The 22,407-nt window shown below is 57.0% G+C and carries 17 protein-coding genes; 6 read left to right on the top strand and 11 right to left on the bottom strand.

Going from position 1 to position 22,407, the window contains the following annotated elements; all coding sequences use genetic code 11:
• The first annotated feature begins 21 nt into the window (after positions 1–21).
• The 3 genes from xseA (at position 22) to IEX01_RS16085 (ending at position 2,848) form a co-directional block, all read left to right on the top strand.
• The gene (gene xseA / locus IEX01_RS16095; RefSeq protein ID WP_024558726.1) at positions 22–1,395 is read left to right on the top strand and encodes an exodeoxyribonuclease VII large subunit; all 1,374 of its coding nucleotides are present in this window, start codon (positions 22–24) and stop codon (positions 1,393–1,395) included.
• A gap of 74 nt (positions 1,396–1,469) precedes the next feature.
• Entirely contained in the window at positions 1,470–2,495 is a 1,026-nt protein-coding gene (locus IEX01_RS16090; protein ID WP_188724168.1) for a M4 family metallopeptidase, read from the top strand.
• Positions 2,495–2,848 carry a protealysin inhibitor emfourin gene (locus IEX01_RS16085; protein ID WP_024558728.1) on the top strand — a complete coding sequence of 118 codons (354 nt, stop codon included), beginning with the start codon at positions 2,495–2,497 and terminating at the stop codon, positions 2,846–2,848. The genes IEX01_RS16090 and IEX01_RS16085 overlap by 1 nt, the downstream gene beginning before the upstream one ends.
• Here the strand turns inward: IEX01_RS16085 and IEX01_RS16080 are convergent.
• Positions 2,845–3,066, bottom strand: coding sequence for a zinc ribbon domain-containing protein (locus tag IEX01_RS16080; RefSeq protein ID WP_024560301.1), 222 nt, complete (start codon positions 3,064–3,066; stop codon positions 2,845–2,847). The genes IEX01_RS16085 and IEX01_RS16080 overlap by 4 nt on opposite strands.
• Positions 3,067–3,883: 817 nt before the next feature.
• On the opposite strand from IEX01_RS16080, the gene tssD reads away from it, so the two are divergent.
• Genes tssD through IEX01_RS16065 form a run of 3 tightly spaced genes read left to right on the top strand, consistent with a single transcriptional unit; the run spans position 3,884 to position 5,201 of the window.
• A complete protein-coding gene (gene tssD, locus IEX01_RS16075) occupies positions 3,884–4,375 on the top strand; it encodes a type VI secretion system tube protein TssD (RefSeq protein ID WP_024560300.1) in 492 nt (163 codons plus the stop codon).
• A gap of 11 nt (positions 4,376–4,386) precedes the next feature.
• Positions 4,387–4,755, top strand: a complete 369-nt coding sequence (locus tag IEX01_RS16070; RefSeq protein ID WP_188724167.1) for a DUF2778 domain-containing protein — start codon at positions 4,387–4,389, stop codon at positions 4,753–4,755.
• Positions 4,752–5,201, top strand: a complete 450-nt coding sequence (locus tag IEX01_RS16065) for a hypothetical protein (protein ID WP_024558732.1) — start codon at positions 4,752–4,754, stop codon at positions 5,199–5,201. The genes IEX01_RS16070 and IEX01_RS16065 overlap by 4 nt, the downstream gene beginning before the upstream one ends.
• A gap of 354 nt (positions 5,202–5,555) precedes the next feature.
• Here IEX01_RS16065 and der read toward each other — a convergent pair whose 3' ends face one another.
• The 10 genes from der to IEX01_RS16015 form a co-directional block, all read right to left on the bottom strand.
• Complete coding sequence (gene der, locus IEX01_RS16060; protein ID WP_024558733.1) at positions 5,556–7,034, bottom strand: ribosome biogenesis GTPase Der; 1,479 nt, start codon at positions 7,032–7,034, stop codon at positions 5,556–5,558.
• 120 nt (positions 7,035–7,154) lie between these two features.
• The gene (gene bamB / locus IEX01_RS16055) at positions 7,155–8,336 is read right to left on the bottom strand and encodes an outer membrane protein assembly factor BamB (RefSeq protein ID WP_024560297.1); all 1,182 of its coding nucleotides are present in this window, start codon (positions 8,334–8,336) and stop codon (positions 7,155–7,157) included.
• A 10-nt stretch (positions 8,337–8,346) separates the two neighbouring features.
• The gene (locus IEX01_RS16050; protein ID WP_024558735.1) at positions 8,347–8,967 is read right to left on the bottom strand and encodes a YfgM family protein; all 621 of its coding nucleotides are present in this window, start codon (positions 8,965–8,967) and stop codon (positions 8,347–8,349) included.
• A 36-nt stretch (positions 8,968–9,003) separates the two neighbouring features.
• Positions 9,004–10,278, bottom strand: coding sequence for a histidine--tRNA ligase (gene hisS, locus IEX01_RS16045; protein WP_188724166.1), 1,275 nt, complete (start codon positions 10,276–10,278; stop codon positions 9,004–9,006).
• A gap of 112 nt (positions 10,279–10,390) precedes the next feature.
• Positions 10,391–11,509, bottom strand: coding sequence for a flavodoxin-dependent (E)-4-hydroxy-3-methylbut-2-enyl-diphosphate synthase (ispG, locus tag IEX01_RS16040; protein WP_024558737.1), 1,119 nt, complete (start codon positions 11,507–11,509; stop codon positions 10,391–10,393).
• A gap of 26 nt (positions 11,510–11,535) precedes the next feature.
• Complete coding sequence (rodZ, locus tag IEX01_RS16035; RefSeq protein WP_024558738.1) at positions 11,536–12,561, bottom strand: cytoskeleton protein RodZ; 1,026 nt, start codon at positions 12,559–12,561, stop codon at positions 11,536–11,538.
• A 397-nt stretch (positions 12,562–12,958) separates the two neighbouring features.
• On the bottom strand, positions 12,959–14,125 hold the full coding sequence (gene rlmN, locus IEX01_RS16030) for a dual-specificity RNA methyltransferase RlmN (protein WP_024558739.1): 1,167 nt from the start codon (positions 14,123–14,125) through the stop codon (positions 12,959–12,961).
• A 178-nt stretch (positions 14,126–14,303) separates the two neighbouring features.
• Positions 14,304–14,735, bottom strand: a complete 432-nt coding sequence (gene ndk / locus IEX01_RS16025) for a nucleoside-diphosphate kinase (RefSeq protein ID WP_024555254.1) — start codon at positions 14,733–14,735, stop codon at positions 14,304–14,306.
• 165 nt (positions 14,736–14,900) lie between these two features.
• Positions 14,901–17,207: a peptidoglycan glycosyltransferase PbpC gene (gene pbpC / locus IEX01_RS16020; RefSeq protein WP_188724165.1), complete on the bottom strand. Its 2,307-nt coding sequence runs from the start codon at positions 17,205–17,207 to the stop codon at positions 14,901–14,903.
• Positions 17,208–17,234: 27 nt separating this feature from the next.
• On the bottom strand, positions 17,235–22,199 hold the full coding sequence (locus IEX01_RS16015; protein ID WP_188724164.1) for an alpha-2-macroglobulin family protein: 4,965 nt from the start codon (positions 22,197–22,199) through the stop codon (positions 17,235–17,237).
• Between the last annotated feature and the right edge of the window lie 208 nt (positions 22,200–22,407).

Below are 22,407 nucleotides of genomic sequence, written 5' to 3'. Positions count from 1 at the left end.
TTAGAATTTGATCCAGCTCACATGTTACCCACGCAAAATTCCGGAATTTTTACCGTCAGCCGCCTGAATCAGACGGTCCGCCTGCTGCTGGAACAGGAGATGGGCCAGGTCTGGATAAGCGGCGAAATTTCTAATTTCACCCAGCCCGCCTCCGGGCACTGGTACTTCACGCTAAAAGACGATTCAGCGCAGGTACGCTGCGCGATGTTTCGCAACAGCAACCGCCGCGTTACTTTCCGGCCTCAGCACGGCCAGCAGGTGCTGGTGCGGGCTAATATCACGCTTTATGAGCCGCGCGGCGACTACCAGATAATCGTCGAGAGCATGCAGCCTGCGGGTGAAGGGCTTTTGCAGCAGCGCTACGAGCAGCTTAAGCAGCGCCTTGCCGCGGAAGGCCTCTTTGACCAGAGCCTGAAAAAACCGCTCCCCTCCCCGGCCCGCCAGGTGGGCGTCATTACGTCGAAAACCGGCGCGGCGCTGCATGATGTGCTGCACGTGCTGCAACGCCGCGACCCGTCGCTGCCGGTGGTTATCTACCCAACGGCCGTACAGGGCGACGATGCGCCGGGGCAAATTGTGCGCGCCATTGAGCTTGCCAACCGCCGGGATGAGTGCGACGTGCTGATCGTCGGGCGCGGCGGCGGCTCGCTGGAAGATTTGTGGAGCTTTAACGACGAACGCGTGGCGCGAGCAATTTTCGCCAGCCGCATTCCCATCGTCAGCGCCGTCGGCCATGAAACTGACGTAACCATCGCCGACTTTGTCGCCGACCTGCGCGCTCCGACCCCTTCTGCGGCAGCGGAGATAGTCAGCCGCAACCAGCTTGAACTGCTGCGCCAGATCCAGTCGCAGCAGCAAAGGCTGGAGATGGCGATGGATTATTTTCTTGCAAGCAATAACCAGCGCTTCACGCGCTTGCAGCATCGTCTGCAACAGCAGCACCCGCAACTGCGGCTGGCCCGCCAACAGACTGAACTGGTGCGTCTGAAACAGCGCCTTGATACGGCGATAGACGCCCGCCTGCGGCGCGCCTCACTGCATCAGCAGCGGCTCTCTCAACGGCTCTCTCAACACACCCCGCTGCCGCGCATTCATCGTCTGCAGACGCGCCTGCAGCAGCACGAATATCGCCTGTCGCAGGCGCTAAGTACAAGACTAGGCGCTTCCCGCGAACGCTTCGGTACGCTTGCCGCGCACCTGGAGGCGGTAAGCCCGCTCGCGACACTCGCGCGCGGCTATAGCGTCACGCAGGCGGCGGACGGCAAGCTGCTTAAGCAAACGCGACAGGTTCAGGCGGGCGACAAGCTCACCACTCGTCTTGCGGATGGCATAGTGGAAAGCCAGGTTACCGCCATCGCGCCGATAAAAAAACCGCGTAAACCCAAAAGCGCCTGACGCTCCGGCGCTTCGCCAACTATACTGCTGCTGTTCCTTTTTTAATCGGCATTTCCCGCCAGAAGGAGAGCAGCATGATCCAGTCCCGTTATCCCACCGTTATTCCTCCCTATATCCTTCGCCGTATTATCGACCACGGCAACGAACATCAGCAGCGCTACGCGCGCCAGACGCTAACCCATGTACAGACGCTGATGGCTGAAGGCCATGCCAAACCCCATGCCCCGCAGGCTGTCGCCAGGGGCGAACTCATCCGCGATATTTATAATGCAAATAACACCCAGTCTCTGCCGGGCGAATCGGTGCGCAAGGAAGGCCAGCCCTCAAATGGCGACGTGGCGGTAGACGAGGCGTATGACTATCTGGGCGTAACGCATGAATTCTTCTGGAAAATTTATCAGCGCGATTCGCTGGATAACAAGGGGCTGGTGCTCAGCGGCACGGTGCATTACGGCGAGGAGTACCAGAACGCCTTCTGGAACGGCCAGCAGATGGTGTTTGGCGACGGTGACGGCGAGATTTTCAACCGTTTTACCATCGCCATTGACGTGGTCGCCCATGAGCTCAGCCACGGCGTTACTGAAACCGAAGCCGGGCTGATTTATTTTGAGCAAGCCGGCGCGCTGAATGAATCGCTCTCAGATGTCTTTGGCTCGCTGGTTAAACAGTACCACCTTGGACAAACGGCGACGGAAGCAGACTGGATCATCGGCGAAGGATTGCTTGCAGAAGGAATTAACGGCAAAGGGTTGCGCTCAATGTCAGCGCCGGGCACCGCTTATGACGATCCGCTGCTGGGAAAAGATCCGCAACCGGCTCATATGAATGATTTTATAAAAACCCGGGAAGATAACGGCGGCGTACACCTGAACTCAGGCATCCCTAACCATGCATTTTATCTTGCAGCTACCGCGCTGGGCGGCTATGCCTGGGAGAAGGCGGGCTATGCCTGGTATGACACAGTATGTGACCGCTCACTTGCACAAAACGCCGATTTTGCCGCCTTCGCTCGCCTGACCATAGAGCATGGCGGCACACGTTCCGGCAGCAGCGTGGCTAATGCGATTGAAGCGGCCTGGAAACAGGTGGGAGTATTGTAATGAACGAGTTGCCGACGCTGACGGACGATGCAGTCATTGAGCTGGCGCGAGAAGGCGGCGTGGCGTTTATTCCCCGCCTGAGCGGGCTGAGGCGAATTATTCTCGCCCAGCTTAATGAAGCGCAGCGCCAGCGCATAGTGAATATTCTGCAGCAGACCTTACCGGTAGCGAAGCCGCCCGGCGAGCCCGATTCACCGGGCCGCGGCGACCAGCGTTATTACCGCATCCAGATAACCTGGACGCACCATAACAGCGCCCATTACGCCGACGTTATTGTCCTGGTGCCGGAAACAAAAGCGCCGCCAGAGCTGGAAGAGCTGTGGCGGCGCGGCGAAGATTGCGTCTGCGATTAGCGTGGGGCAGGCTGCCAGTCAACGCGTTTTTTTGAAATAAGGCCGTGGCCGTTCTGACAGAAGTAGTCGACCGCGCCACAGGCCTTCAGCACCTCAAGCGGCTGGTGGCAGTCAGGGCAACGCGGCTCCAGCTGGAAATCTTTATCGCACGTGGCGCAGTGTGCGCCGCCTGCTGTCTGCTCCAGCGGCTGGCGGCAATCAGGACAGATGGTTTCCATAACGCCTCCTTATTGGCTTAACGCTCTCTTTAAGCGCGCTTCCCGCGCCATCGCACAGGAAACCGTGGCTTATTTGTCTTTCTTAATGTGAAGAACAAATAAGATCTTATTGGTTGTTTTAAAAGGAATTAACCACTTATCACATTGATTGTGCACACCTTTGTGCACACGAAACGGGGAAGTGCTCAACTATTTGCACAATGATCAACCAGCGAGACTTACTCAATCCTACGCATATTGATGACGAAAATCACTACCAGTGATCAAGCAATTACGTACTTTTTAGCGTACTGCTGCGTATTGATGTCCACCCTATTTAAAGCGCATCCCGACCACATATTTCACGCAGCTGTAGATCGGATAACATCGCAGCAAGGGCGCAACTTTACTTAGCCGGCGGGGAAGTATTTTGCTCAGCTTTTTTTCTGCGCACTACCCAAAAAAAGCGGATCTTTCCGGATCAGGTAATACCCGATTTTGCGCAATATAAAACCAAGCTTTGACACGGGCTGTAGCCTCATTTTAACTGTTCTGCGCACTTGAGGCTTGCGCATAGATTTTCTGTTTTTTTGCGCAGTGGAGTTTTTTAATCTCACGGGTGCAAAAATTCTACCCAAGCGAGCCGCCACACAGGTTATGGCTTCCAGAGATTTTCCTTTCCCCTCCCACCAGCTTTTGGCAACCCGCATCAATAGACCGCGCCATACCATCACCCACGCAAATGATGGTTAATTCATGCAAATCAATCATTACATTTACACAACTTGTTGCGCGGTATGGTTAACCGAATTTCATACAGCAACAAGGGGTTACCCCAATGGCAATACCCGTTTATCTATGGCTTTACGAGGAGGAAGGAAAGCTACTGAAAGGCGGTGTTAATGTTAACGGACGAGAGGGAAGCATAGAGCTGGTGGGTATGCAGCACGACGTGTTTATCCCCACCGACGATATGACCGGCTCTGCTACCGGTACACGCCAGCATGAGGCCTATACTTTCGAAAAAGAAATCGACCCATCATCCCCACTTTTATATCGCGCACTGACAACAGGCCGCACGCTGGCAAAAGCTATCTTCCGATACTACCGCATCAACAATAACGGCATGGAAGAAGAATATTTCAATGCCGTGCTGGAGAACGTGAAGGTGTGCCACGTTGTGCCAATTATGTTTGACATCAAAGATCCCGACTTCGAAAAACAGGGTCATATAGAGCATGTAGGCCTGCGTTACGAAAAAATCACGTGGAACTATGTCGATGGCAACATCCAGCACGCCGATAGCTGGAAAGAACGTAAAACAGCATAAGGAGATCACTCATGGCTAAATGGCTTTATAAGCAAAATACCGGCGAACTGTTTCGCAACGGCAAATTAATTGAAACGGGCTACTCCGGCGCACTGACCAATAAAAACAATCCGGACCGTGAGCAGGTACGCGGCATGGGGCCCATTCCTCGCGGTATATGGAAGACAGGCAGTACGGGAACGAGCAAAGGGCCGCTCACCATCACCTTGAAACATATCAGTGGTAATTCCTACGCACGCGATATGCACACATTCCGTATGCACGGTGATAAGCGTGTTGGTATTGCCGGATTCGCTTCCGAAGGCTGTATCATCATGAGCCATTCAACCCGCCTCCTTGTGAGCAAAGATACAGGGGCGTCGCTGGAGGTTGTACGATGATCCGCGGATATATACTGGCTGTAGTTCTGATGCCTGTATTTGCAATGGCAGCTACTCCCGGTAGCGAATGCGCAGCACCAGGGCATTATGTCGAAGGTATGTTACTGACCAGCATAAAGAACGATCTCGGCATCGACCTGACATCTATCCAGTACAGCAAAACAACCGTGGAAGTGCTTGATGTGCTGCCTGTGTCTGATGTATTCGCCAGAAAAATGGCGATTGCTGATAGCCAGGCCGACTTAAAGAAATCAGCTGATCTCAGGCTTTCTGAGAGCGATTACTACAGCATGTATCACGATGGACATGTACTAACCGTGACGGCGAAATACACGTTTACGGATAAAAACGGCAAACGTGATGAGTTCATTTCGTCAGCGTTCGCCAATGACGATGAATGCTCAGTACGGTACAACGGATATATCACCTTATCACGAGAGTTCTGACGGCTGAGGCCCCCATTACGTTGTAGCGGGCCTGTTTCACCATTCCGCCCACCATCAGAATGGGATTTTATCGTCTGGCGGCGACCTTCAAATCGTTCATTCGCTTTAATTCAGGCTTTAATCTGCATATCAGTTAGTTTCGGCATAACTGGCCTCCGGTTGTACCCAGTACTGGCTAAATCATGATTGGGTACAGATTTTCGTACCCAAAAAAATAAGCACAACCCATTGAGTACATCCATGGGTACAAGGGGATTATAAGTTGACTGCCTCATTATGATAGTCCCTGATAAAAAAAGCCCGCGCAATGCGGGCTTCTGGATTTTTAGAAAGTTGATGATTTTTAGTGAATCGTTATTTGCCTTTCTTAATATGCTTGATCAGACGCTTACGCTTACGCATCTGATTTGGCGTCAGCGTATTGCGCTTATTAGCGAACGGGTTATCCCCTTCCTTGAACTGAATGCGGATTGGCGTCCCCATTACTTCCAGCGATTTGCGGAAATAGTTCATCAGGTAGCGTTTGTAGGAATCCGGCAGGTCTTTCACCTGGTTGCCGTGGATAACCACAATCGGCGGGTTATAACCGCCCGCATGGGCATATTTCAGCTTCACGCGACGACCGCGCACCAGCGGCGGCTGATGATCTTCTGCCGCCATGTTCATGATGCGCGTGAGCAGCGCGGTGCTCACGCGGCGGGTTGAGCTGTCATACGCTTCGCGTACCGATTCAAACAGGTTGCCAACGCCGCTGCCGTGCAGCGCGGAGATAAAGTGCACACGGGCGAAGTCGATAAAGCCCAGACGGTAATCAAGCGTCTCTTTCACCTGCTCTTTTACTTCCTGGCTAAGACCGTCCCATTTGTTGACCACGATAACCAGCGAGCGGCCGCTGTTTAGAATAAAGCCGAGCAGCGACAGATCCTGGTCGGAAATGCCTTCGTGAGCGTCGATAACCAGCAACACCACGTTTGCATCTTCAATGGCCTGCAGCGTTTTAATGACCGAGAACTTCTCCACCACATCGGTGATTTTGCCGCGCTTGCGCACGCCTGCGGTATCAATGAGTACATACTCGCGGCCATCACGCTCCATCGGAATGTAAATGCTGTCGCGCGTGGTGCCAGGCATGTCATAAACCACCACGCGGTCTTCGCCGAGAATACGGTTAGTGAGTGTAGACTTACCAACGTTAGGACGACCGACAATAGCGAGCTTAATCGGCAGATCCTGCGGGTTGAAATCGTCTTCTTCTTCCTCAGCTTCTTCGCCGTTCTGCTCCGCTTCAAACTGCGCCCAGTATTCGGCGTCTTCATCCACCTCTTCCGGCGGATTGATATCATCCATCCACGGCATCAGCACCTGCTCCAGCAGGCTGGTCACGCCTCGCCCGTGAGAAGCGGCGATAGGATGAATTTCACCAAGGCCCAGCGAGTAGAAATCCGCTACCGCCTGGTCCGGATCCAGCCCGTCCGTTTTATTGGCGACCAAAAACGTCGGCTTCTGGCGGCTGCGCAGATGTTTGGCGATAGCTTCATCCGCCGGCATCAGGCCCGCGCGCGCATCGACCATAAAGAGCACGACATCCGCCTCTTCAATCGCCAGCAGCGACTGCTCCGCCATGCGCGTTTCAACGCCCTCTTCCGTGCCGTCGATACCGCCGGTATCGATACAGATAAACTCGCGGCCTTCCACTTCAGCACGACCATACTTGCGATCGCGAGTCAGCCCCGGGAAATCCGCTACCAGCGCATCACGGGTGCGAGTTAAACGGTTAAAGAGGGTGGATTTTCCGACGTTAGGGCGCCCGACCAGCGCGACCACAGGTACCATTATCAAAGCCTCATTACTAAAAATCATGATCAAACCCCGCCGTTTTAGCAGGGTTCCAGAAAACAGGAAACGGCCCCTGTGCGATTCAGGAGCCGTTTTTCTGTGCTACGCCCGTTCTGATTAACGTGTAATGGCGTAGAGCGTGCCGTCTTTTGCCTGAATCAGCAGTTTGTCATTCGCGACGACCGGTTCCGTAAGGAAGCCTGAACCGTCAACTTTCTGCTGAGCGACAAAGCGGCCATCATCGGTATTGATCCAGTGCATATAGCCTTCGCTGTCGCCCACCACCAGATAACCATTATACAACGCTGGCGCGGTGAGGTTGCGGTGCAGCAGATCGCTTTGCGTCCAGAGCGTGACGCCGCCTTCGGTATTAAGCGCCAACAGGCGATCGTTCTGGTCAACCAGGTAGATACGGCCACCGTCAACGACGAAATCATTCACCGAACCGAGTTCACGTTTCCACATGATCTGACCAGAGCGCAGATCCAGCGCAGTCAGGTTGCCGTTATAAGCGAGCGCGTAAACGACGCCGTTAACCACGACCGGGGTGGTATCTACATCGCTCAGGCGATCGATTTCGGTTGCGCCTGTCGCCTGGGAGATACGCTGTTGCCAAATCATCTGCCCCTGCTGCATCAACACCGCGCTGACACGGCCGTTGTCGCCACCGACGATGGCGGCGCCATAAGCGGTGGTCGGCGCAGATTCGCCGCGCAGAGAAAGTGAAGGCATATCCAGGTTAACGGTCCATTTTACAGCGCCATCGCTCTCGTTAAGCGCCTGCAGAATGCCGTTGCTGGTGTGCACCAGCACCAGACCATCGCTGACTATCGGACGGGAAAGCGCTTCGCCCGCGACGCGAGTCTGCCATGCAATGGTGCCGTCTGCGGTATTAAGCGCGTAGACCTGCGCTTTTTCACTGCCGACATACGCATGCGCGCCTGCAACAGTCACGCCGCCGGAAAGCAGCGCCGGACGGTTGCGGGAAAGCCAGCCGGTTTTCTCAGAAAGATCGACGCGCCAGACCTCTTTCCCGTCGGCAATGTTCATGGCTTTAACAACGCCGTGACGGTCCGCTGCATAGACAGTGCCATCCTGGAAGGCCGGGTGCAGGTTGGAGTAAAAATCGCCAATCCCATCGCCTACCGAAGCGCTCCATGCGGTTTGCGGATCAAACTGGTTTTCAACCGTCGGTAACGGCGACATTTTCACCACATCTTCTTCACCGCTGAACAGTGAACACCCGCTTAACAGCGTAACGGAAAGCAGCCCTGGCAGAAGTAATTTACGCAATTGCATCGGGTCCCTCTCAGACGGACAAGTTATTAATTTTCATCTGGATCATCTCACGAAGCGCCGGGGAGCTATCGCTCTCCACCCCTTTGCTCCACGCCTCGCGTGCACCCTGCTTGTCGCCTTTGCTCAGCAGCGCTTCACCGCGCAGGTCGGCGACAATTGCCGTCCAGCCCGCGCCTTTTACCGACTCCAGCGTTTTCAGCGCCGCGTCAGCCTGCTTAAGCTGAACCTGAACGCGCGCCAGACGCAGATTAATAAGCGCCTGGAGATTTTCATCTTTCGTGCTGTTCAACCCTTGCTGGAGTTGCGCGGCAGCCTTGTTCAGATCGTTTTTATCAACGTACTGCTGAGCAAGCTTCAGCGACGCCAGCGCGCCGTAGTTGTTTTTATTCTCCGCAGCGAACTGCTCTACGGCAGTCAGCGATTGCGGATTATCGGCGCGTACGCCGGAAACGGCATTGTCATAGGCAAGCGAAGCGCTGCGCGCTGACTCCACTTCATGGCTTGTCCAGTAGCGCCAGCCGACCAGCGCACCAATCCCTAATACCACCCCGACCGCCAGCGCCTTGCCATTCTCAGCAAAGAAACGCTTTACTGCGTCGACCTGGTCGTTTTCGTTCTCGTAGATTTCCACGCTGTCCTTCTCCTTAACGATAAATCGCCGGGGACATTAACCCAGCAGCGCCTGCAGGTGAGCCGCAACCTCGCTTTGCGCGACGGTTTGCTGTTCACCTGAACGCAAGTCCTTCACGACGACCTGACGGTTCGCCACTTCGTTTTCGCCGAGCACAAGCGCAACGCGAGCGCCCCACTTGTCAGCACGGGCGAACTGTTTCTTGAAGTTGCCGCCGCCGTAGTTCGTCATCAGCTTGCCTGCCGGGAACGCATCGCGTACCGCTTCAGCCAGCAGCATCGCCGCCGTCTGGGTACCGTCGCCGGAAGCAACCAGGTAAATATCGACAACAGAATCGGCTTTAAATTCCGGATTCACAGCCTGAACCAATAAAACGAGGCGCTCAAGCCCCATGGCGAAGCCAACGGCCGGTGTTGCGCGACCGCCCAGTTGCTCAACCAGGCCATCGTAACGCCCGCCCGCGCAGACGGTGCCCTGCGAGCCGAGGCTGCTGGTCACCCACTCAAACACGGTGCGGTTGTAGTAATCGAGACCGCGCACGAGGCGCTGATTGACGGTATAACCGATGCCCGCCGCATCGAGATATGCGCACAAGCCGGCAAAATGCTCGCGCGACTCGTCATCCAGGTAATCGCCAAGCGTCGGCGCATCGTTAAGCAGCGCCTGCACTTCCGGATTTTTAGAGTCCAGCACGCGAAGCGGGTTGCTGTACATACGGCGTTTGCAGTCGTCGTCGAGCTTATCAACATGCTGTTCAAGGAAAGCCACCAGCGCATCGCGATAGTTCGCGCGCGCTTCCAGCGAACCGATAGAGTTGAGCTCAAGAGATACGTGGTCGGCGATGCCGAGCGCACGCCACCAGCGAGCGGTCAGCATGATCAACTCAGCGTCGATGTCCGGCCCCTGCAGGCCAAACACTTCAACACCCAGCTGATGGAACTGACGATAGCGCCCTTTTTGCGGACGCTCGTGACGGAACATCGGCCCGATGTACCACAAGCGCTGTTCCTGATTGTACAGAAGACCATGTTCAATACCGGCGCGCACGCAGCCCGCGGTCCCTTCAGGACGCAGAGTCAGGCTATCGCCGTTGCGGTCCTCAAAGGTGTACATCTCTTTTTCAACCACGTCGGTGACTTCACCGATGGCGCGTTTGAATAACGGGGTCTGCTCTACAATCGGCAAACGAATTTCGCTGTAACCGTAGCTGCCGAGCACCTGTTTGAGTGTGCTTTCAATGCGCTGCCAGATGGCGGTTTCGCCCGGCAGATAATCGTTCATGCCGCGAATGGCTTGAATGTTTTTTGCCACGTTTATTCTCTTATTCAATACAAAAAATGAACCCGAATCAGGCCCGCTGCCAAATCGCGACGCGCCATGCGGGTTCAATCATACACGGGAAGCCAGACGCTTCCCAGTTGCCTTATTTTTCCAGTTGCTGCACGTTGATGCGCTGGCTTGCATCGAGCATGGCGGCTTTGGCGCGGATCTTCGCTTCAAGCTGACTTATCATCTCTTCGTTGTCGAGACGATCTTTACGCACGCCCTCTTCATAAAAGCCGCTCTTTTTGTTGCCGCCGGTTACGCCAAGCGTGGAAACCAGCGCTTCGCCCGGCCCGTTCACCACACAGCCGATAATAGAGACATCCATCGGCGTGATGATATCCTCCAGGCGCTGCTCCAGCGCGTTCACGGTGCCGATAACGTCGAACTCCTGGCGCGAACAGGTCGGGCAGGCGATGAAGTTAATGCCACGGGAACGAATGCGCAGGGATTTGAGAATATCGAAGCCGACTTTGATCTCTTCCACCGGGTCGGCGGCAAGCGAAATGCGCAGGGTATCGCCGATACCTTCAGACAGCAGCAAACCAAGGCCGATAGCTGATTTCACGGCGCCCGCGCGTGCGCCGCCCGCTTCGGTGATCCCAAGATGCAGGGGTTGATCGATCTGCTTTGCCAGCAAGCGATAAGATTCGACCGCCAGGAACACGTCGGAGGCCTTTACGCTCACCTTGAATTGATCGAAGTTCAGACGATCGAGGTGATCGACATGGCGCATGGCGGATTCCAGCAGCGCCTGCGGCGTCGGCTCGCCATATTTTTCCTGCAGATCTTTTTCCAGCGATCCGGCGTTTACGCCGATGCGGATAGGAATATTTTTATCGCGCGCGCAGTCTACTACCGTGCGGATGCGCTCTTCGTTGCCGATGTTGCCGGGGTTAATGCGAAGGCAATCCACGCCATATTCCGCCACCTTCAGGGCGATGCGGTAGTCGAAGTGAATGTCCGCCACCAGCGGCACGCTGACTTGCTGCTTGATGAGTTTAAACGCCTCAGCGGCGTCCATGGTAGGAACCGATACGCGCACGATGTCGGCGCCCACGCGCTCAAGCGCTTTGATCTGATTGACCGTCGCTTCTACATCCGTAGTGCGGGTGTTGGTCATCGACTGAACGGCGATGGGGGCGCCATCGCCGATCGGCACATTGCCGACATAAATACGTTTAGACTTTCTGCGTTGAATCGGCGCTGCGTTATGCATGAAATTTCTCCCTCACTGCCCGTCTGTTACTGCGTTACTGATTGTTCGGCATTGAGGGTCAGACGAGCAACCTGGTTAGTTCTGATAAAACGACTTAAATCAACCGGTTTACCCTGATACTGGATCTGGACAGCGGACGGTGCGCCAATTTTGAGCTTGTAAGGCGCCTCGCCAGAAAGATTGAGGTTAGCGTCCTTACGTTGCAGGCCGCTGAACAATTTCTTACCCGTAGCGTCCGTAACTTCCAGCCAGCAATCGGCGGTGAAGTTCATTACCAGCGCGTTAGCATCCGCCGCAGGCGTTGTGGCCGCCTGGTCAACCGGCAACTGACCGGCTGCAGGCGCAGGCTGCTGTGCTGTGGCGTCTACGTTCGCCTGGCTCGGCGAAACGACAGCCGGCTGCTGCGGCTGCACTGGCGTCGCGGTCGGCGCGCTGGTTTGCGCCGTAGCGGCGGGCGCACTGGCGGCAGAGGTGCTGGTTTCGTCCGGGAGATCGGCAGGCGGCGTCGCCTGCACGGTGGATTGATCCTGAGCCGCGGAGGCGTCGCCCGTATTCAGGGGAACGGCCTGGCCCTGGCCGCCGGAAGCATTCAGTTCAGCGCTTGACTGATCGGCCATGGTGGTTATCTCTTCCTGCTGCGCTTTGTGGTTCTGCCACCACCACGCGCCTGTCAGGCCGACTACCACAAACAAGATAAGCCAGGTAAAGCTCATCAGCCAGCCGTCGCGTTTTTTACGGCGTTTGCCCAGCGCGTAAGTCTGCATCGGCGCGACTTTGGCGGTTTTAACGGGCACCTGCTTAGCCATCATCGGCAGCAGTTCTTCTTCCGGAATATGCACCAGGCGCGCATAGGAACGGATGTAGCCACGCAGGAAAGTCGACGCCAGATCGGCAGGCGCTTTATCCTCTTCGATATCGCGAACTGTAGAGAGCTTCAGGCAAAGGCGTTCCGCCACGACCTGCTGGCTAAGTCCGAGTTGTTCACGAGCAAGACGAAGACGTTCGCCCGTGGTTTGTGCTGCATTGTGTTCGTGAGTGGCTTCAGTATTCATTAGCTACAACTGCTGGTACTGTTTTAATTAAGGAACCAGGCACCGGCTGGCGACTCTACGGTTTCCTGTATTGCCCGCCCGTACCGCGAAAACTCTGTTTGCCCATTGAAGCTTACGTGCTCGCTGTCATGCCGAAGACTGACGGTGTTTTCACCGTTAAGCCTGTGTCATTGTTAACGCACGCGCTTCTGGTCAGTTAACCATAGCCAGCTTTTTATGCCCTGCCTGTTTAATGCGCACAGAACAGCCAGAATCGGCCAAGCTAAACTGTTGTTGCGACGCTACATACTGCCTCAAAGCGAGAAGAAACGCACCGTAATTATTTACATCTTACGCTTCTTTATCCTGCAAGCGGCGCACTGACGTAAACATCGCCAGCGCGCCGCCAGTCTGCCTGTCAGACTGCCTTAACGGCGATAGGTTCACCCTGCATACGCTTACGCATCGTACGCTTAGTGCGGTCGATGACATCGCCAGCCAGCTGGCCGCATGCCGCATCGATATCATCGCCGCGCGTTTTGCGCACGATGGTGGTGAAACCGTAGCTCATCAGCACTTTGGAGAAACGGTCGATACGGCTGTTCGAACTCCGTCCGTAGGGCGCGCCAGGGAAGGGGTTCCACGGGATCAGGTTAATCTTGCACGGCGTATCTTTCAGCAGTTCCGCCAGCTGGTGCGCATGCTCCGTCTCATCGTTAACGTGGTCCAGCATCACGTACTCAATGGTAACGCGGCCCTGATTAGCGTTGGATTTTTCCAGATAACGACGCACTGCTGCCAGGAAAGTCTCGATATTGTACTTTTTATTGATCGGGACAATTTCGTCACGGATTTCATCGTTCGGCGCGTGCAGGGAAATGGCCAGCGCTACGTCAATCATATCGCCAAGCTTGTCCAGCGCCGGCACGACGCCCGAGGTAGACAGCGTAACGCGACGTTTTGACAGGCCAAAACCGAAATCATCCAGCATAATCTCCATCGCCGGCACCACATTGGTGAGGTTCAGCAACGGTTCGCCCATGCCCATCATCACCACATTGGTGATAGGACGCTGGCCGGTCACTTTCGCCGCGCCAATAATTTTGGCGGCGCGCCATACCTGGCCGATAATTTCTGAAACGCGCAGGTTACGGTTAAAGCCCTGCTGTGCGGTAGAGCAGAATTTACACTCCAGCGCGCAGCCAACCTGTGAAGAGACGCACAGGGTAGCGCGATCGTCTTCCGGGATATAAACCGTTTCCACGCGCTGGTCGCCTACGGCGATGGCCCATTTTATGGTGCCGTCAGAAGAACGTTGCTCTTCAACGACTTCCGGTGCACGGATTTCCGCTACCTCTTTGAGCTTGCCGCGCAACACCTTGTTGATGTCGGTCATCTCATCGAAATCATCACAGCAATAGTGATACATCCATTTCATCACCTGATCGGCGCGAAAAGGCTTTTCGCCAAGCGTTTTGAAGAATTCGCGCATTTGCTGACGGTTCAGGTCGAGCAGGTTGATTTTTTCAGCTTTGGAAGCGGTGGCTGCTGAGGCGAGCTCAGGCGTGACAATGTGTTCAGACATAATGTATTCCGGCCTCGTTATTACACGTTATGGCCCCTGGAGGGTTAAAAAGAGACGCCCCGGTGAGCAGACACGCTCGTCCGGGGCGCAGCATTGTACAAATTCTATGGCATGGATGCCATCGCTTAAAGCGTCGCAGAAAAAATAAACTTCCTGCGGCGCTTCGGTTTTACAGCGATTAGCGAGTGCGCGGGCAGACTTCGCCTTCGCCGAAGAAGTAGGCGATTTCGCGCGCAGCGGATTCTACGGAATCGGAACCGTGAGTGCCGTTTTCAGTGAAGCTGTCAGCGTAATCAGCACGCAGAGTGCCGGCCAGCGCGTTTGCCGGGTTGGTTGCGCCCAGCAGGTCGCGGTGACGCTGTACTGCGTTTTCGCTTTCCAGTACGGAAACCACGATCGGGCCGGAAGTCATGAACTCCACCAGGCCGTCAAAGAACGGTTTACCTTCGTGCTCAGCATAGAAGCCGCGAGCCTGCTCAACGCTCAGATGCAGCATTTTGGTGCCAACAATTTTGAAACCAGCGGATTCAAAACGAGCAAAGATGCTGCCGATAACGTTTTTAGCTACGGCGTTCGGCTTGATGATGGAGAAAGTACGTTCAATTGCCATGATTACCTCTGTAATTGTTCTGTTTACCCGGCAGGCCGGAGTGAAATTGGCGCCGATTATAATGAGCAACGTCAGCCTTGCCTATGGTTCGGGATAACATTTTTTTAAAATAATGTTACCTTTAGCAACAGTTCATGCTTAAAGCGCGTTTTTCACCATTTTGGCTTATTGCAAAGTAAAGCGCGCTACCGCCGTTTGGCCCGCCTCATCCAGCGCCACTAATTGATATTCACCGCTTTTTTGCGGCATTAACGTTACGCTGTTGCCGCTCGCTTCAAGCAGGTCGCCATTTAAAAACCACCAGCGCCTGCCCTGCCCACCCTGACTGACAATGCGTAAGGAGAGCGCCGTCTGGCCGGGCAGCCGTTTCACTATCGCGCCATCGCTAACGCCGGAAATCAGCAGCGGCGCGACATCCTCCGCCTGCATTGGCGGGCAGCTTGCTGAGGCAGGCGGCAAGCGCGCCGCACGACGTTCTGACGCCGGCAGCCAGGGCTCCAGCGGCAAAGGCCAAAGCAGAACGTCCTTTTTTATCGCCTCGGGACAATCGGCGGCCACACGCTCGCCTTTCTTGTTAAGCCAGACCGGGCGAACGATGCCCTGGTTACTCTCCTGCCCCTGCGCCAGCAGCGTTGGCGGTTCGCTGTTGTCCAGCAGCCAGGTCGCAAGCCGACGACGACAGTTCGGGTCGCCCGCAGGCAGAGTTTGCCCGCCAGGCCAGCAGATCGCGGCGGAAGTCACCGAAGCGGGACGCGGATCGACAGGCTGCGCAATGCGCTGGCTCTGTACGCCTGCCTGCAACAGATTGTTGATCTGATTGAGTACCGGCACGGCGCTGGCGAAACCAAACTGCCCTGCGACCGGCGTACCGTCGGGTCTTCCTGTCCAGACGCCAATGACATATTGCGCAGTGATGCCAATGGCCCATGCGTCGCGGTAGCCATAGCTGGTGCCGGTTTTCCATGCCAGCGGCACGGTTTGCGGCAGCGAGCTGTCCGGCAGCGGCTGCGCTTCATTGGCCAGAATGCGGCGAATAATCCACGCCGCGCCCTGCGACATCAGGGGACGTTCAAGTAAAGGATCCTGCGGCGTCAGCCGCAATTGCCCTGCCCGACCATGGCGGGCAAAGGCGCTATACGCGGCGACCAGTTCATCAAGCCGGGCGCCCGCCCCGCCAAGAATAATAGCAAGGCTTGGCTCAGCCGCTGGCGGGAACCGCAACTGTAGGCCGGCATTTCGCAACCTGCCGGTAAAACGCCTGGGTCCATAGGCCTCCAGCACCTGCACCGCCGGAAGGTTGAGCGAACGCACCAGCGCTTCGCTCATGCTGACCGGGCCGTTAAAACCGCTGTCGAAATTTCCGGGGCGGTAATCCCCAAAACGACGCGGCACATCCTGTAGTAAAGAGGCGGGATGGATCAGCCCGTCATCCAGCGCGAAGCCATAGATAAAGGGTTTAAGCACCGAGCCTGGAGAACGCACGGCCGTGACCATATCCACATGGCCAAAACGGCTATCATCATCGATATCCGCTGACCCGACCCAGCCGCGCACCTTCATGCTTTGATGGTCCACCACCAGCATCGCCAGCGAGCTGCGGGCCGGTAAACGGCTTTTCAGGTTAAGCGCCAGCGCCTCCAGTTGCCGCTGAAGCGCGGCGTCGAGTGTGGAAACAATTTTTACGCCAGCCTCGCGCTGCGCCAGATGGCGGGCGAAGAGCGGCGCCAGTTGCGGCATCTGACGCGGCGCAAGCCATACAGGCTCTTGCAGGGACTCTTTGACCTGCCTGTCGCTCCAGACGCCTTCCTTCGCCATTCGCCGCAGCACTTTGTCGCGCGCTGCCTGAGCGCGCTGCGGCCAGCGGTCGGGCCGCAGCCGGCTCGGCGCCTGCGGCAACACCGCCAGTAGCGCGGCGTCGGCGTAGCTCAGCCGTTCAGGCGATTTGCCCAGATAGGCCCAGCTTGCTGCGCCTACGCCCTGCAGCGTACCGCCGAAAGGCGCGCGGTTAAGATAGAGCGTGAGGATATCCGTTTTTGAAAGATGCCACTCCAGCTGCAGGGCTCGCCACAACTGGCGAAGCTTGCCGCCAGGCGTTCGCGGATGGGGGTCCAATAAGCGCGCCACCTGCATGGTAAGCGTGCTGCCGCCGGATACGACATGGCCCGCCCGTAAATCCTGCCAGGCGGCGCGCAGCACGGAAAAAGGATTTACGCCGGGGTGTTTCCAGAACCAGCGGTCTTCGTAGTTCAGCAGCGCTTCAAGATAGCGGGGCGAAACCTCATTCAGAGAGACTGGATAACGCCAGATGCCGTTTTCATCGGCAAAGCGCCACAGCGGCACGCCCGCTTCCGTGACGACAACACGCGCAGGATGCACTTCGCGCAACGGCAGCGGCCAGAGCCGGTCGGCGCTCCACAACATCAGCATCAACAGGAGCGGCAGCGCCGCCAGCCAGAGCCAGCGACGCCGCATTAAACGCCTTCTCACAATAAGGCTCGTTTAAGGCGTAACACTGAGGGTTTCACCGCCCGCGCCGTTAGCTCGCCACTGGGGAATATACATCGACTCAACCTGCGGAGCAGGAATGGTATAGCTGCCCGGCGTGACGGCACGGGCCAGGTATACCAGCGTGACATGTTCCCCTTCGTTTACCGGCAGCGCCGCAACGAAGCGATCGTCGCGAAACTCCATGTGCTGAATATCCAGTTGCTGCATGCGGTTAATCAGGTTTTCCGCTTCGCTGCCAGCGTTATTCAGGCTGGCGCTGGCATTCGCCAGATTCTGGTTTTCCAGCTCGAGCCCGGCGGGCAGCAGATCCACAACCAGCGCGTCCGGCACCGTTTTGTCGGCCCAGACATCAAGCCAGACCATCACCAGTTCGCCGCTTTTCAGGCTGGAAAGCGGTTTCGGCTGGCCTTTGCTGTCAAGGAAGTGGCGTTCAATGTGCAGCACGTTGCCGCCAGGCGCGGGCGCCTCAAGCGGATAGCCGCTGCTGTCCAGACGCAGCCAGAGCGGCGAGCTGCCCGTGTTGGTTACCTGAAGCGACGCCAGTTGTTCGCCTGAGACCGGAATCGCCTGCGCTTTATCACCCTGCAGGAACTGCCCCGGCAGCGAGGTTTGCGCCTGCCATGCCGCCAGCTGGCTTTGCAGGCTGCGTCCGGCAAGGAACAGCGCGTTGCTCTCCTGGGTTGAAAGCCAGCGCTGGCTATAAGCCTCTTCGGAAAGCGAAGTGACAAGCTGGTTCTGCGCCAGCGGCAGCAGTTTGTTTTCCTGAAGCAGCGCGAGCTTAAGCGCATTATCGCGAAGCGTGCTGCCATAATCGCCAAGCCAGCCGGCTTTTTCGCTGCGTCCGGTCTTAAGCCCTGTCTCTATCGCCTCTTTGGCGCGGGGCGCGTCGCCCATCAACTGCAACGCTACGCCAAGCTGCACCAGCGGCAACCCGGAGCGCGCCGCCGCGCGCTGCTCCCACAGTTCGCGAAGCGCGCCCAGCGGCGCTTTTTGCTGACGCGCCAGCACCAGGCCCGCATAGGCCTGTACGGCGAATTTACTGGCAGGCGTGTCATCGCTATAGCGCAGCGCCATCACGCCCGGATCCTGCAGGTAGCGCAGCAGGCGGTTATTGGCTTTGTTAAGCGCTTCGGTGGAAACGCTATAGCCCTGCTCGCCAGCGCGCACCAGGAAGTCAGTAACATAGGCGGTCGCCCAGTACTCTTCCGGGCCTTCTTTATCCCACAGCCCAAAGCCACCCTCTTCACGCTGCATTTCCAGCAGACGCGCAATACCGATATCCACCGCCGCCCGGCGCTGTTCATCGCTTTCTCCTTTGATCCCTAAAGATTTAAGCTGCGCGGCATTGGTGTAGAGCGATGGGAACAGGCCGCTGGTGGTCTGTTCAAGGCAGCCGTAAGGGTAGGCCTTAAGCTCCTGAATATAACGGGCAATGTTAAGCGGCGCCTGCCCGCTCAGCAGCAGTCGTCCGCCAAGCGTGGCGACATCCAGCCCAGTCACATGACGCGCGGCGGGCGTCCAGACTTCGCCCGGGCCAAGCACGGCGCCGCTGTTGGCAGTCTGCGCGGCAAAAGCCGGACGCACGCCCACTTTCCACTGTTTGACCAACGGCGCGAATGTCTCATTCGGCAGAACAAGACCGCTAATACGAGCGCTTATTTCGCCATCGCCATAGCCCTGCCCTGCCCGCACAGGGATAAACACCGTCTGGCGAGCATTCGGCGCGAGCTGCAGTTGCTTCGTATCATTTGTTTCAAGCTGCGCCAGCCCACTGGTCGTGAACTGCGCGGTTAACTGCTGCGGTTTATCCGTGAGGTTAGTGATATCCAGCGCCAGGCGTGATACATCCCCGCCCGCCATAAAGCGAGGCGTGCTCAGTTCCGCAATCAGCGGCGCGGCCACGATCACCTTTCCTTCCGCGCTGCCGAAGCGATCGTCAGTCCAGGCCTGCGCCATAACGCGCAGTTCGCCGTTGAAATCGCCAATCGGCAGCGTCACCGTGCCTTCGCCATTGGCGTCCAACAGCACCGGCTGCGCCTGCTGGGCAATAATAGTGACATGGTTGACCGGCGGTTTGCCGCCGCGGTTAAGCTCATCGCCGTCGCCGCCAAAACGCAGCGCGGCCAGCCGCCCCTGCCCTTCAATAACCTGGCCGTAGATATCGTAAATATCCGCGCCATAGCGCTTCTGGCCGAAAAAGGCGCGCCATGGGTCAGGCGCGACATAATCGGTGATATTAAGCACGCCGCTGTCCACTGCGGACAGCAGCACATTAACCTGTTCAGGCATTTCGCCGTTCTTCACGCTGGCCTTCACTTTTACCGTGAGCGGCTGATTCGGGCGCATTTTTTGCGGTGATTCCAGGCTCAGCGCCAGGCGACGGCTCTCGTCGCCAAGCGGTAAATGCAGCAGCCCTACGGCGCGTTTGGGCGTTGCAGAACGGGATTTATCGCCCGGGCGGACCACCAGCGCGCTGAGATAGAGATCGTGACGCTGCCAGGCTTTATCGACCGGAATCGCAATATCCAGCCCTTTTTCCGGCACGTCTATCTCCTGCCACCACAGCGGACCGTCGCTCGACTCCACCATTGCATAACCTTTACCGGCGGCTGGCGCGGCAATGTGCAGGTTAATCGTGTCGCCTGGCTGGTAGGTCGGTTTGTCGATTTTTAGCGTAACGCGGTCCGGCCTCGGCGCCCCTGCGCCGCCTTCGCTATTATCCTGCCAGCTGTAGCCCGCCCAGAAACGCACGCTGCTGACGGTTTCATCCGGCGCTTTGACCTCCAGACGGTAAGATCCCCACTCTACCGGGAAGCTGACGTTGCCGGTTTCATCCGCCGCGAGATTAAGCGTTTGTTCGCCTTCCACCAGATCTTTCTGGTCGAACTGCGACTGCCAGCCTTCGTTTTCCGACCAGTTCCAGTAATAGTCGCGACGCTCGCGAATCAACCGCACCTGCAGGCCCGATACCGCCGTTTTAACGCCCTGGCTGTCGGCATAAACGATGTCGAAAGCGGCGTTGCCGCCTTCATCCACCATCGGCTGATTGGTGGTATCGCCCGTGCGGTAGTCATAAACGGCTTTGTCGCCGAATTGGGGACGAATGCCCGGCAGATTTTTAGCGGGCCATACCGGCTGCTCCACGCGGCGGGTTACCGGACGACCGCCTGATTCCAGCAGGCTCGCCTGCAAAATAACGCGCAGCGGCGAGCGGCTTTCGCCCCACTGGCTCGGCACCTCTATCTGACCATGCCCTTCGTCATCCAGCGTAAGCTGCACTTCATCCAGGCTGCGGGAGAGATTCTCTTCGGCAATATCGCCGAACTGAAAGCCAGGCAGCTGCGCTACTGCATCTCGCAGCGGACGCACAAAAAGCTGCCCCTGGAGGCTGTTGCCGGACGCTGGCGCGCCATACAGATAATGGCCGGTTACCGCAAAATTCACCGTATCGGCGGGCGCGATGGGCGCTTGTTGCGCTGTAATGTTCAGCGCCAGCCGCTCCGGCATAAAGTCTTCCACCTGGAAGCGCCAGTCGCGGGGCAGGTTGTCGCCGGTGTTGGCGCGGATATGCCAGCCGCCGGTTGGGGCGCGGCTGTCAACCGGCAGCGCTAACTGGTACAGGCCGTTTTTTGGCTCTACCACCAGCGTGCGCGCGACCTGCCCATCCGGTTTCACCATCTCGAATTTAACTGGCTGCGCAGGCAGCGGCTTGCCGTCGCCATCGCGAAGCAGCGCGTTGAGAATGACCGTTTCCCCTGGGCGATAAAGATCGCGAGGGCCAAACATAAAGAACTGCTTGCTGTAACCCGTGTCGCCGCCAATCTGGAATTCCGCGAGATCTAACGCCGGCAGGTTGAGATCGAGCAGCGTGGTCTGTTCACCAAGGCGCGTCAGCACCAGCGCCGCCTCTTTGTGGTCATCCAGCATGGCGTGGCCGTCGCCGTCGGTTTTCGCCTCGCCAAGCGTCTGCCCCTTGTCATTCAGCAGGCGGACTTCCACGCCGCTTTGCGCCGCGCCGTTCTCAAGACTCTGGGTGAAAATATCCAGCCGGTTATGGTAGCGGTGGACAGAGAGACCGATATCGCTCAGCGTGAACAGCGTTGCGGCGTTGCTGTAGTTGTAATGGCCCGCCTGATTCATAACGGCAAGGTAAACGCCCGGCTGCTGCAACGGCTTGATATCGTTCAACGGCAGCAGCAGCTTTTCGCGGGTATTGCGCGCCGGGTTGAGATCGAAGCGCCCGGTATAAACCAGGTCCGCCATTTTCAGTAGTTGATCGGATTCCCAGTTGGTCAGAGAACTGCGGTACTCCCACTGGCTGACGAAAGAGGGCAGCGACTCCGCCTTCACGCGATAAAAATTGACGTCGACGCTATTCACATTAAGCGCCATGACCGGCAGCCCCTGCACGACTTTCCCCGGCAGCAGCGAGCCGCGGCTGGCGAAGCCGACGCCAGGCGCTATATCGCGCGTGGTAATGGTTTTTTCATACTCTTTGCCGAAGGAGGATTTGTTGAGCGCCTGTAGCCCGCTGTCGATGGTCAGCACCAGTTCCCGGTTTGGCTCCAGATGGCGCAAACGCAGCTCTTTAAGATTGGCTGAAAGCTCCCATGCGCCATCCACTTTGCCGCTTTTTTTGTCGACCAGATGAACAACGCGCGAGAACTCCTGCTCCGGGTCGAGCGGAATGGAGAAGGCGAGCGCCAGAGCGCTTGCGCCTTCAAGCTGCACTTCCGAGGCATCGGTTAAGGCAAGCGGTTTGCCCGCGCTTTGCGCCGCCAGCTTTTGCAGCGTCGCCGCGTCGGGCTTCGCGTTTTGCGCCGCTTGCGGTTCAGGCGCGCGGCTTTGCTGCGCGCTCGCCGGGCTTACCGCCGCGTTATCGTTATTATCGCACCCCATAAGCGTAAGCGCGGCCAGCCATGCCGCCGATAAGGCAGCCAGTCGTACTCGATTCATTTTTTTATCCCTGGCCGAAACGGCCCCAAAGGGTTTCAGTACCGGCAAGTATTATGCGCAACTTCAGCAAATACAAAAGCCACCATTTTTATTTCTGAACCGCGTCTCGCAAAGCCGATGCAAGACGATGAAATTTGCTGCTGTCCGGGCGAAAAGCCGATTTGCAACCGCGATCACAAGCCATAACGTTACATGTTACCTTGGCAGT

Source organism: Franconibacter daqui (assembly GCF_014644275.1).
Classification (GTDB): Bacteria; Pseudomonadota; Gammaproteobacteria; order Enterobacterales; family Enterobacteriaceae; genus Franconibacter; species Franconibacter pulveris.
The sequence above is the reverse complement of the archived record's forward strand: the minus strand, read 5'-3'. Positions and strand labels throughout refer to the sequence as shown.